Here is an 11,979-nt window from a genome sequence, read left to right as displayed (position 1 = left end):
TTGGAATCTCCCCGCTCTTTTGTAAGCTTATTCCCTATTTACTGCTGCAACTGCCTCAAGTTCCACCAATTGATTGGTATATCCTAAAACTGTAACTCCGAATAAGGTGCTTGGGACATCATGATCACCAAACTCTTTTCTGATGGCTTCCCATGCAGTAACCAAATCAGACTGATTTGTTGATGCCACGAGAACTCTAGTAAAAACGATATCTTTCAATGACGCGCTCTTTTCATTCAATACTTCTTTCAAATTCTCCACACAAAGTTTGGCCTGAAGTTCATAATCACCGATATTGGATACTTTCCCTTCTTTATTTAGAGGGCACGATCCCGCCAGAAACAGTAAATCCATATCTGAAGGCACATGACTTGCATAAGCATAATCAACTGAAGCTAAATTTGTAGAACGGACTAATGAGATTTTCTTATTCATATCGCTTCCCACCTTTTTTAATATCCTTACGTAAAAGCCGTTAATCGATCATCAAGCAATCGTGAACTAGCAGTTAATACATACTTAGGCTAGTGATCAATAATGCAAAAAAATACAGGATAGCCACTATTGAGGAACATGTTCGCAAGGAGCGTTTGTTCCCTTTTGAATCTCCGTGCTTACTATGACCAAAATAAATTAGCCCGTTAATTAACCCACTTATTAGAATACTCATGAACGCAACTGGGATTAAACCCACTGTTAATAATTCTTGTTTCGTTTCAAAAGTGGCTACTCCCATCGTTCCAGCAACTAGAGTAGAAAAATAGATGGGGATTAACAGGACATTTATTATTAAATATCGCTTCATCATTGATAAAATTTTCCCTTTCCTTAAAATTCCTAAATCAACCATTCGAATTTTTTCCAGAATCATCGGACCATTCGTCTGCTTCCATAAAACCATTAGTATTACCTGCCATTTTTAGTATCCACTGCCCCAAATTGCATCTATTAAGCGCTATAAACATTGAGCAATACTAACAATTTTTTGAATAACAGAATAAACTTCGGCGTTTTCATTAATTACAAATAAATGGTCTGCTTCACCTTCTACTGGATCCGTCACATCTTCTTTTAGTGAATCAGCTTGTTGCCGAATAAGCACTTCCTCAAAATTAGAATAAGCACCTCTGAATATATTGGTACTGCGTTGACTTTGAGTAACTCGATCTTGAAGAACATCATTTGGAATATCAAAGTGGACTAGGATGCGGAAAAACTTATCACTATTAAACAACTCCTCAAGCAGATCCAATCGATCTTTTCGATTTCGATTTGAGTTACTAATAATAAGGTGAAAATCAGTATGATCTATTGCATAATTAACAATGAGCTGTGAAATGGCGTGCTTAAGAGTATTAGGTCCTTGTTTAGGCTGTAAATTCTTATAAAAAGTGTTTAAGAATTCAGCGTGGCTATCTTGATCTATCACTAAAGAGTTGTTTAACTCATTTTCTAAGAATCTTGCAAATGTCGTTTTCCCGCTATGGGTTTTACCGACTGTTATAATAACTAACCTTTTCATTCCTACAACTCCATTTTAAACATTTTAATACAATAAGTTTTATCAATATGTTAATTTCTTTTTAGGTAAGTCAGGCCCTAACTCATATTTGTTAACACTTTATTCAGAATGAGAGGTTCGCTGATTTTCCGCAAACCAAAGTAGTGCTTGCTGTTCCATTTCCTTCACAAATGTTTTTTTTGCAGGACTATATTCACTTGTGGTTTCAAAACGCCTGGACAGTTCCTCTTTAAAGCGACTGTACCTTGCTACTTCTTCTGGATGGGCTCGTAGATAATCTCGAAAAATTAAATGTCGTTCAATTTGAGGGTTATCAAATTGATAAAAGTGAATATGATGGGTTCTATATTCCCCTCCTTTTCGTAATAACCTTCTACCTGGGATGCCCCATTCTCCAACCACTTCATACCCAAGCGAACTCATTTTGTCATTGAATGAATCAACCTTCTCAATGCTTCTTACTATACACATCATATCTATTACAGGTTTTGCCTTCATGCCATGAACGGACGTACTACCGAAATGTTCAAATCTGATTATTTCATCCCCAAATATATTTTTTAAAAATTGGGCCTCAATATGAAACATACGAGACCAGTTTTCACTATAGTCTGTAAGTCGAACTTTCATGCGTAATCCCCCTTCACGAAACATATTATTCTCTTTCTTTGCCATCAACTATATTCCCAACACAGACCAAAACGTAATGATATAAGCAGCCATTACGATTGCGGAGAAACATGTAGCCCATATAGCGTTTTGTTTAGTATTTTTCTTGCGAAAGGCTGAGTATAGAAAGACTAATAGGTTAGGTGATGCGCCCGTAAAGGCAAAGATTAATAGTGTTTCAATTAGGACACTCAATGGCTCACTTCCCGACCCTCCCCCAAAACCCATTACTCCAACAAAAAACATTGGAACATGATAAAAAATCAAGGCAATATTTATGATTAAATATTTGTAAAAGGTTTTCATTGATTGCACCTCACAATTGCTGGTTCATTCTACTTCCAACCCCTATATATTCCAAATCAATTGGGCATTATCCTTTTATTTAAACAAATGTTTGACTAGTTTTTTAATTTCATCAGTATTAAAATTTTTTCTTTCATACAAAAAGAACCATTTGAGTAAGTCACTGAGCAATGGGATAATAAATATATAGACCTAAATAGTTTAGTATTTTATTTTACCCAAAAGGCTGAAGTTCCTTTACTGAGGATAATAATCAATCCTTGTATTATTTACTAGTCTTAAATAATCTCAAACTATGCGTCAGTCACTTATTTCCTAAAATAATTTAAATATTTATTGATATGAAAGGAATATCTAATTTTGAAGCTAATAAAGATAGATAGTATATTAATGATTTTGCTTTTCGTACTTAACACTATCCTGTTCTCTATTCTGTTTACTTTGAAATTCGATCCTTTTACAGGATCTTATATTCTAGCAAAACCCAATATACTTCCGGAAATAATAGAACCCAATATACTTCCAGAAGCCAATACTTCTACAAAATCGGAAATAAATCATTCTGTTTCTTTATCAAGTAAACTCCATCCAATTGTTAAAGAGCAGACTATACAACTAATCCAGCAGACAGCAGATAACGGAATTATGATAGTCATTACGGATGATTACCGGAGTATAGAAGAACAGAATCAACTTTATAAAAAAGGACGTTCATTAGGAGGAAAGATTGTAACCTATGCAAGAGGCGGACAGTCCTATCATAATTTTGGGCTTGCTATTGATTTTGCTTTAAAGACCACTTCAGGGAAAATAATCTGGGATATGCAGTTTGATGGGAATAAAAATGGAAAGGCAGATTGGACCGAGGTTGTTAAAATAGCAAAAGACTTAGGGTTTGAATGGGGAGGAGATTGGGATCAGTTTAAAGATAATCCTCATCTACAAATGGACTTTGGATTAACCCTCCGAGAATTACAAAACGGAGAAAGACCTGCGAAATCTACCTTAACAGCGGAAAAGTAAAAAAATAGGATACGGGAAATAAAAAGCTATAGTTCAAATCTCAAAAAAGGTCAAACTACCATCACGAAATCGTAATGGTAGTTTGACCTTTTTAACTTCACCATTCTTTCATTTGTTTATCGAAGGCAGTGCGTAATCTTTTAATTGCTTGATTATGAAGTTGAGAAATGCGTGATTTATGTAATCCAAATACTTTACTAACATCTGTGAAACTTAAATTCTCGAAGTATACTAAGGACAATATGATTTTTTCTCTCTCTGGTAAAGTTTCAATCAATTCTGCCAATACTCTCTTCCGTTCTTTTTCCTCTAGCCATTCATCCTGCCTAACCGAATTATTATCCTCAATTTGCTGAATTGCCGCGTTTTCTGTTAAGTTTTTCGGTTGGTCTAATGAGTCTTGATGAATGAAGGATAACTGCAACTGTGTTTTTTCATATTCCTTCATACTGATACCCATATGCTCACTCACTTCGGTTGGAGTCGGGCGCCGCATATAGGACTGCTCCAATGTTTCCATGGCCAGCCGATAGGTTTTTTCTTTTTTTCGCAATGTACGGGAAACATGGTCATTTTGGCGAATTCCATCAAGAATCTCACCACGAATTCGTTGAACAGCATAGGTTTCAAATTTGATTCCCTGCGAAGGATCAAACTTCTTGCCCGCATCCCACAAACCGGTTAATCCAAAAGAGAATAAATCATTTTCATCTGCCTCATCCGATAGGCTTCTTTTCATATGCTTCACAACCTTATGAACCAATGGAATGTACTGATCCATTGCCTCTTCCGCATTCCAATTCAATAGATACTCCCCTTTCCATTGCCTCTACGTGCTTTAGAAGTGTTATAAAAATAAACCGTAATCATCGGAGTAAGCGAGAAATCGTTCGAATGAATCCCTTTATCCCTTTGGTTTCTTGGGCACCTTCGGTTCCTGTCACAAATCGTTCCGCTAAACTTCTTAGCGTGACGGAAGCAGTCGATCGTGGAAAGGCGAGGTAAAACGGAACTTGCTTTAACACGGCCTGCATCACGGCGGGATCATCTGGAATGGCGCCAAAGATCTTGATTTCCTTGTTTAAAAAGGATTGAACTGCAAATTTGAACTTACCGGCCACCTCAATTCCTTCTTTTTGACGTGAGACCCGGTTAACCACCAATTGAAACGAAAGCGCAGGATTTTGACTATCTAAGATTTTGACCACCGAATAGGCATCGGCGATTGCTGTCGGTTCTGGGGTTGTCAGCAGGATAATCTCATCCGCGGACAGATGGCATTGCTGCGATTCCACCGTTAAACCAGCACCCGTATCAATCAAAATGATGTCAGCATAACCATGGAGTTTTTCAACCTCTTTAAAGAAATACTGTCTTTCTTCTTCCTTTAAATGCAGCAACTGCTGAAATCCCGATCCACCTGCAATATATTCCAATCCGTTCGGTCCTTTTTCTAGAATACTCCAAATGCTCTTCCGCTCACGAATCATATCCCAGAGATGATGCTTTGGCGAGGCACCCATCAAAATATCGAGGTTCGCCATGCCGATATCGAGGTCGATGACCACCACTTTCTTCCCGAGTTCCATTAAGCTAAGCGCAAAGCTTAGGGTAAAATTTGATTTCCCGACCCCACCCTTTCCTGAGGCAATCGTCACCACACGGGAAGTCCGCTCTTGATAAACTAGTGAGTTAGATAATTGTCTTAATTGATGTGCTTGATCGTGATTCATTCTCATCTACTCCTAGTATCTTTTTCGCCATAAAAACGGGATCTGCTAGCATAATATCTTGTGGCACTCCTTGTCCCATGCTCACATAGGAAAGCGGATATGGATAGTGGTAGACCATGTTGAGGGCAATGCCGTAACATAAAGTTTCATCCCACTTTGTTAAGATCAATTTGTCGATTGGTACAGCTTTCATCTGCTCGACGATGTTGCGCATATCTCTCCACCGCGTTGTCATACTGAGCACTAAATAATTTTCCTGTGGTGCATCATAGCGCAAAAATTGATTGATTTCGTCAATGTATTCCTCTTCTAGATAATTCCGTCCGGCACTATCCATGAAAATAATTTGGCAGCTCTTCAATACTTCCATCGCCGATTTTAGTTCATTGGCGTTATTGACCACCTCTAACGGGATATTTAAGATTGAAGCATAGGTTTTTAATTGCTCGACAGCCGCAATTCGAAAGGTATCCGTCGTCAGCAGTCCAACCTTCTGGCGCTGATGAAATACACTAACAGCCGCCAATTTAGCAATCGTTGTCGTTTTTCCTACCCCAGTTGGCCCAACTAAACTAATAAAACTAGCATTTATTCCAGTGTCTTTCGTGATGCCCTCTTCAAAAAGCTGCTCTAAAATTGCTAGAAATGTTTGCTCTATACTCTGCTCGGTCACGGTTTCCTTGTCTTTGATTCTCAATTTCGCCTTTTTCACTATATAGTCGATTACTTCTTCATCTACTTCTTGTTCGCGAAGGCGGTGCACCCATTTTTCCAAATGTTTAGGATTGCTTTCGACTGATCTGTCCTCTTTTAACAGGGTGTTAATTAAGCCCTTCACCTCTGATAGCTCCTTCATGACTTCCTGCTGTGAGAGCAGCGGTTGTCCAGTTGGTGCTTCTGACAGTCTGCTTTCCTGCCTTTTACTCTGCCAATTCTCAAATGATTGTCGTTCGATTTTTCGCTCGAGAAGAGGACTTTTCCATTCGCTCTCTCGTTTTGTTTCCGCTTGGGGAGAAACATCCGCTGCCGCGACGACCTCCACCCGTTTTTTCCGGAATAACCCGAAATAGCCACCAGATCTAATCGGCTTGGTATTTAAAATGAACGCATCAGTACCGAGGTCATTCATAATCAGCGGGTAGGCATCTGTTTCATTTTTGACTACATAGGTTTTTATTCTCATAGATTCACCACTCCTACACTCTGCACTTCTACGTTCGGCTCTAGCTCGTTATAGGATAAGATCGGGATATCAGCTAAGGTCCGCTCCATTATTTGCCTTACATACATTCGAATTCCCGCTGATGTTAAAATGATCGGGCGAATCCCTAGCTGCGACATTTGTTCAACTTTTTGCGTAAATGAATGAATCATCTGATCTGAGGATTCGGGATCAATCGTCAGGATATCACCCTGCTCCGTCCGTTGAATTGATTCCGCGAGTTTCTTCTCAATGCCTGCTCCTACCTGGATTGCATGGACCACACCGTTGCGCACATATTGCGACGATAATTGGCGGGCAAGCGCTTGTCGTACATATTCGGTTAGGATGTCAGGATTCTTCGTATACACCGAGTAATCGGCAAGGGCCTCAATGATGGTTGTAAGACTGCGAATCGAAACATTTTCCTTCAATAGTTTTTGCAATACCTTCTGAACATCACCAAGTGACAGCACATTCGGAATTAATTCCTCCACTAGGGTTGGCTGGTTTTCCTTCACATGATTGATTAATTGCGTCGTTTCTTCACGACCGAGAATCTCATGCGCATATTTTCGAATCGTTTCGGAAAGATGGGTGCTGACAATTGAAGAAGGGTCTATCACGGTATAGCCAAACAACTCAGCTTCATCCTTCTTCTCCTCAGTGATCCATAAAGCCGGTAGTCCAAAGGTTGGCTCCACCGTTTCGATGCCATCAATTCCATGCTCCTCATCACTTGGGTTAAGCATTAGGAAATGATCCAAGAGAATCTCCCCCTTGGCTACTTCATTACCTTTGATTTTAATCACGTACTGATGATGTTGAAGTTGAATATTATCGCGTATGCGAATGACGGGAACGACTAAGCCTAGGTCCAAGGCAATTTGTCTGCGAATCGCGACCACTCTATCAAGTAAATCACCGCCTTGATTGACATCAGCCAGCATAATCAGACCTATTCCAAATTCAAATTCAATAGGATCCTCACGTAATAACGCAAAGACATTTTCCGGCTTCCGGACTTCTTCCAGCTCTTGTTCCGATTGCGTGCTCTCGTTGGCAACCTCTTGCTTGGTTCGCTTATGTTGGATATTGTAGGCGGCAAATGCGAGCAGCCCGGCAATCCCCCATGTCAGCAGAATGCCAATTGGCGTGACTACACCTAGAAGCGCAATACAGCCAGCTACGATATACACCAAGCTTGGGTAAGAAAATAATTGTTTCGCAATATCGTCGCCTAGATTTCCTTCAGAAGCAGCTCGGGTTACCATGATCCCGGTTGCTGTTGAAATTAATAGCGCTGGAATCTGACTGACGAGACCGTCCCCCACCGATAGCAGAGTAAAGGTATTGATCGCTTGAGAGAAATCCATCCCATGCATGGTCATCCCAATGATAAAGCCACCAATGACATTAATGATCAGGATGATAATGCCGGCAATGGCATCTCCTTTAACAAACTTACTCGCTCCATCCATGGAACCGTAGAAATCCGCTTCGTTCTCAACTTTTTTTCTTCTAAGTCGTGCCTCTTGATCATTAATCACACCGGTATTTAAATCGGCATCAATGCTCATTTGTTTCCCAGGCATCGCATCTAACGTAAATCGTGCTGCGACCTCCGCCACCCGTTCCGATCCTTTAGTAATCACGATGAATTGAACGATTACAAGGATTAAAAAGACGATCATCCCGACAACCATATTCCCAGCAATTACAAAATTACCAAATGTTTCGATGACGGCACCGGCTTTTGCTGTTGAAAGAATCATCCGAGTACTAGATACATTCAAAGCGAGACGAAATAAGGTCGTCAGCAAAAGTAGGGCTGGAAAGATTGAGAAATCTAGCGGTTCTTTCGTGTTCATCGTAATTAATAGAATCATAATCGAGATAGAAAGATTAATAATTAGTAAGATATCTAATAACATTGTTGGCAGTGGGATAACCATCATTGCCACGATCATAATCACAGCAGTTAGCACACTGAAATTTTTAAACGACACTTCTTTCCCCCCTCTACTTGCTTAATGAACCTTTCACTTTATAAACATACGCCAGCACTTCCGCTACCGCTTTAAACAGTTCTTCTGGTATTTCCTGACCAATTTCGACACTCGCATAAAGGGTCCTTGCAAGCGGTTTGTTTTCCATAATCACCACTCGGTGCTCCTTGGCCACCTCTCTCATTTTCAGAGCGACATAATCCGCACCCTTGGCGACGACCACCGGCACATGCGTTTTTCCAGCTTCATAGGCAATCGCTACAGCAAAATGGGTTGGATTGGTTACTACCACTTGGGCATTGGGTATTTCCTGCATCATCCGGGCGCTCGATATTTGTCGTTGTTTTTCCTTAATTTTTTGCTTAATTAATGGGTCACCTTCGGACTTTTTATGTTCGTCCTTAATGTCTTGCTTGGACATCCGCAAATTCTTGGCATGATCATATCGTTGATAAAAGAGGTCAGCTACCGCAAGGACCAAGTAAACAGCAGAAATGGCGATGCCGAGTTTGACGACAAGCGAACCAAGATAGGAAACCAACTTTAGTGGTTCCATTTGCGGCAATTTAAGCAAAACTTCTCTTTGCTGCCAGAGGAACATTCCCGTTACTGTCAAAATAATCCCTAGTTTCAAAATTGATTTGACGAACTCAACCAGTGTTCGGACAGAAAACATCCGTTTCGCACCTTCGACGGGATTGATTTTTTTCAGATCCATCTTGATTGCTTCTGATGAAAAAAGAAACCCCACCTGCGCCAAGGTTGAGATAAATCCCCCTAGCCAAGCCGCTAAGATAATCGGTGCTGCGATAAGCATACTGTCTTTCAACAGAGTCACAAATAATAGCGTGGTCGATTGTTCGGTTAGCTCAATCACCAGCCAATCGGTAAATCCATGCTGATAGAGATTCAATAAGCGATCCGCCATTTGGTCCCCTAAAAAGGATAAGATAGAGAACGAACATAACAGCACCACAGCATTCGATAAATCAGCGCTTTTAGCTACCTGCCCTTTATTCCTGGCCTCTTTCTTTTTTTGTGGAGTCGCTTTCTCTGTTTTTTCTGCAAATAATTGTAAATCTAATGTAAGATACATCATTTCGATTCCTTTACGTCCCTAGTATCTTCAACATTTGTTCAAAGGAGTGAATCATTGTTTGAACAAGCTTTTCCATCACGATTAAGAAGACAGGCATGAATAGAAATAACACGATATAATGAACAACCATTTTAACTGGAATCCCGACAACAAACAGGTTCATTTGCGGAACCGTCTTCGCTAAAATACCTAAAGCAATATCAACCAAAAAGATCGTCCCGACAATCGGAGATGCGATTAGAATGGCAATCCAGAACATGTTTGTTACAATCATTAGCGCTAACTGGACAAGATTTTCAGTAGCCGCTTCGGGTAGCCAAGATTTGATGGGGATCCACTCATAGCTAGCCAATACTCCTCTAATCAGGAGATGATGACCGTCTATCGACAAAAAAAATAACATCGCCAGAATATAGAAAAACTTCCCTGTTAAATGCTCTTGAACTCCGGTTTGTGGATTAAACATTGCGGACATTGCAAACCCACTTTGGAGGTCGATAAAGCTTCCTGCCAGTTGCACGGCATAGAGTAGCATCATCGTAAAAAAACCTAGGCATAAGCCAACAACCGTTTCTTTTACGACGAGGAGGATATACGTTCCATCCATTTCGATCACTTGATCTGGCTCAATCAACCCCATCACCAGCAGGGAAATAAAAAAGGCGCTTCCCCATTTAAACTGTGCTGGAATTTGCTTTTCCATCCATAACGGGGCGGTGACAAAGAAACAAGTAATGCGGACAAAGACGAGTAAAAATACGGGTATTTCGTTAAGAATATTCATTTCTTACCCGATAAAGCGTGTAAGATTGGATAGGATATTCCGCGTATAATCCACCAGATGTGTGAGCATCCACGGACCAAAAAAGAGCAAACTGACGAAAACGGCGATGATTTTCGGAGCAAACGCCAATGTTTGTTCTTGAATTTGTGTGATCGCTTGGAAAATACTAATGATCAATCCCACCGCCAAGGCCACACCTAATATCGGGGCCAAAACAAGTATCAATAAGTAAATCGAGCTTTGCGCAAGCCCCATAATGCTGTCTGGTGTCATAATGCTACTCCTTATTTAAAGCTTACGAACAAAGATTGCACGACTAAATGCCAGCCATCTACCAAGATAAACAGTAGAATCTTAAACGGCAGCGAAATAAGTGAAGGCGGAACCATCATCATTCCCATTGCCATCAGGACGCTCGCGACAATCATGTCGATAATCAGAAACGGGATAAAGATTAAAAACCCCATTTGAAAAGCTGTTTTTAACTCACTAATTGCAAATGCTGGAACAAGAGCGCTAAGCGGAATATCTTGAACCGATTGAATGTCCTTCGTTTCCCTGTACTCTAGAAAGAGCTTGAGGTCGTTCTCGCGGGTTTGTTTGGCCATAAATTCCTTCATCGGACTAACTGCTTGATCGAGTGCATCTTCCTGACTCAGCTTGCCATCGAGAAAGGGCTGGAGCGCCTGATCGTTCACTTCTTCGAAGGTTGGTCCCATTATAAAAAAGGTAAGGATTATCGCAAGCCCCATGATTACTTGGTTTGGAGGCATTTGCTGAGTTCCCAGCGCCGTTCGGACAAATGATAGAATAATAGCAATCCTCGTAAACGAGGTCATTAATAAGAGAATACTTGGTGCCACAGATAAAATTGTCAGCAGAAGAATTAATTTAATTGATAAACTAGTTCCCTCAACATCTCCCGAATTATCAAACTGGATACCTGGAAGTAACGCCGTATTTAAATCGGCAAAAACCGGTGCTTGTCCTAGAAAAAAGAAAAATGGTAAGAGAAAGAGTAGCTTTTTCAATTCAATCCCCCCTTTGATGGAGGCTCTTGCTTTTCATTTTGACCATCGCTGGATTTCACTTCTTTTAACTGTTTGATGAGAAGTTCATCCCACTTTTCCTGTGAGGTTTTCTTTAGTTGTGCTCCCCACTTCGACACGGTATCCACTGGTTTTTCAGCAATGGATTCGAGTAGTCTTCGTTGTTCATCGCCCGGAGGGATCATTCGAATCAGGTTCACATTATCCCCCACACCGAGAATATATAGTGTTTCGCCAATCATCACCATTTGCATCGAGCGCTGATTTCCGAGTGAATGTCCACCAAGTGCATGGAATGGGCCCCCTCCCGCAACCATCTTCGTTTTCTTTGATAGATATTTTAGAACAATAAATAGAAGGATTATGATTAATAGGAACGAACCAATAAATTTCAACGCATAAGGAACAACCGAATCGTTCGTGGGTTGTTCGGGATTTTGCTTTGTTTCTGTCTGATCTTGCTGTGTCTTGTTTTCGAATTGTTCATACACCGTTCCTTCCTTTGCCACTCCAACCGTTACCGGTACGAGTGAAGCAAGTAAACAAACCGTTAGTATGACAAGCCATTTTTTCCATGTACGCAC

At 40.5% G+C, this 11,979-nt stretch carries 15 protein-coding genes; 1 reads left to right on the top strand and 14 read right to left on the bottom strand.

What is annotated here, in order from left to right; translation table 11 throughout:
- Positions 1 to 27: 27 nt before the first annotated feature.
- The 5 genes from NSS81_RS15365 to NSS81_RS15345 all read right to left on the bottom strand — a co-directional run bounded on the left by NSS81_RS15365 (position 28) and on the right by NSS81_RS15345 (position 2,497).
- Positions 28 to 435, bottom strand: a complete 408-nt coding sequence (locus NSS81_RS15365) for a RidA family protein (RefSeq protein WP_342429556.1) — start codon at positions 433 to 435, stop codon at positions 28 to 30.
- 73 nt (positions 436 to 508) lie between these two features.
- Complete coding sequence (locus NSS81_RS15360) at positions 509 to 901, bottom strand: hypothetical protein (RefSeq protein WP_342429555.1); 393 nt, start codon at positions 899 to 901, stop codon at positions 509 to 511.
- 54 nt (positions 902 to 955) lie between these two features.
- Entirely contained in the window at positions 956 to 1,522 is a 567-nt protein-coding gene (locus NSS81_RS15355) for an AAA family ATPase (RefSeq protein ID WP_342429554.1), read from the bottom strand.
- A 99-nt stretch (positions 1,523 to 1,621) separates the two neighbouring features.
- On the bottom strand, positions 1,622 to 2,152 hold the full coding sequence (locus NSS81_RS15350) for a GrpB family protein (RefSeq protein ID WP_342429553.1): 531 nt from the start codon (positions 2,150 to 2,152) through the stop codon (positions 1,622 to 1,624).
- A gap of 48 nt (positions 2,153 to 2,200) precedes the next feature.
- Entirely contained in the window at positions 2,201 to 2,497 is a 297-nt protein-coding gene (locus NSS81_RS15345) for a hypothetical protein (protein ID WP_342429552.1), read from the bottom strand.
- A gap of 360 nt (positions 2,498 to 2,857) precedes the next feature.
- Between NSS81_RS15345 and NSS81_RS15340 the strand changes: the two genes are divergently transcribed.
- Complete coding sequence (locus NSS81_RS15340; RefSeq protein WP_342429551.1) at positions 2,858 to 3,520, top strand: M15 family metallopeptidase; 663 nt, start codon at positions 2,858 to 2,860, stop codon at positions 3,518 to 3,520.
- Between the two features lie 97 nt (positions 3,521 to 3,617).
- Here the strand turns inward: NSS81_RS15340 and NSS81_RS15335 are convergent, their stop codons facing one another.
- The 9 genes from NSS81_RS15335 to NSS81_RS15295 form a co-directional block, all read right to left on the bottom strand.
- Positions 3,618 to 4,325: a FliA/WhiG family RNA polymerase sigma factor gene (locus NSS81_RS15335; protein ID WP_342429550.1), complete on the bottom strand. Its 708-nt coding sequence runs from the start codon at positions 4,323 to 4,325 to the stop codon at positions 3,618 to 3,620.
- A gap of 61 nt (positions 4,326 to 4,386) precedes the next feature.
- The gene (locus NSS81_RS15330; RefSeq protein ID WP_342429549.1) at positions 4,387 to 5,253 is read right to left on the bottom strand and encodes a MinD/ParA family protein; all 867 of its coding nucleotides are present in this window, start codon (positions 5,251 to 5,253) and stop codon (positions 4,387 to 4,389) included.
- Positions 5,213 to 6,436 (bottom strand): flagellar biosynthesis protein FlhF, encoded by a 1,224-nt coding sequence (gene flhF / locus NSS81_RS15325; RefSeq protein ID WP_342429548.1) that lies wholly within the window; start codon positions 6,434 to 6,436, stop codon positions 5,213 to 5,215. The genes NSS81_RS15330 and flhF overlap by 41 nt, the downstream gene beginning before the upstream one ends.
- A complete protein-coding gene (flhA, locus tag NSS81_RS15320; RefSeq protein ID WP_342429547.1) occupies positions 6,433 to 8,463 on the bottom strand; it encodes a flagellar biosynthesis protein FlhA in 2,031 nt (676 codons plus the stop codon). Before flhA ends, flhF begins: the two co-directional genes overlap by 4 nt.
- A gap of 13 nt (positions 8,464 to 8,476) precedes the next feature.
- The gene (gene flhB / locus NSS81_RS15315; protein WP_342434039.1) at positions 8,477 to 9,559 is read right to left on the bottom strand and encodes a flagellar biosynthesis protein FlhB; all 1,083 of its coding nucleotides are present in this window, start codon (positions 9,557 to 9,559) and stop codon (positions 8,477 to 8,479) included.
- A 13-nt stretch (positions 9,560 to 9,572) separates the two neighbouring features.
- Positions 9,573 to 10,346 (bottom strand): flagellar biosynthetic protein FliR, encoded by a 774-nt coding sequence (gene fliR, locus NSS81_RS15310; RefSeq protein WP_342429546.1) that lies wholly within the window; start codon positions 10,344 to 10,346, stop codon positions 9,573 to 9,575.
- Positions 10,347 to 10,349: 3 nt separating this feature from the next.
- Positions 10,350 to 10,619 carry a flagellar biosynthesis protein FliQ gene (gene fliQ, locus NSS81_RS15305; RefSeq protein WP_342429545.1) on the bottom strand — a complete coding sequence of 90 codons (270 nt, stop codon included), beginning with the start codon at positions 10,617 to 10,619 and terminating at the stop codon, positions 10,350 to 10,352.
- An 11-nt stretch (positions 10,620 to 10,630) separates the two neighbouring features.
- A complete protein-coding gene (gene fliP / locus NSS81_RS15300; protein WP_342434038.1) occupies positions 10,631 to 11,287 on the bottom strand; it encodes a flagellar type III secretion system pore protein FliP in 657 nt (218 codons plus the stop codon).
- An 86-nt stretch (positions 11,288 to 11,373) separates the two neighbouring features.
- The gene (locus tag NSS81_RS15295) at positions 11,374 to 11,979 is read right to left on the bottom strand and encodes a flagellar biosynthetic protein FliO (protein ID WP_342429544.1); all 606 of its coding nucleotides are present in this window, start codon (positions 11,977 to 11,979) and stop codon (positions 11,374 to 11,376) included.

Origin of the sequence: Neobacillus sp. FSL H8-0543, assembly GCF_038592905.1 — a bacterium.
GTDB lineage: Bacteria > Bacillota > Bacilli > Bacillales > Cytobacillaceae > Neobacillus.
The sequence above is the reverse complement of the archived record's forward strand: the minus strand, read 5'-3'. Positions and strand labels throughout refer to the sequence as shown.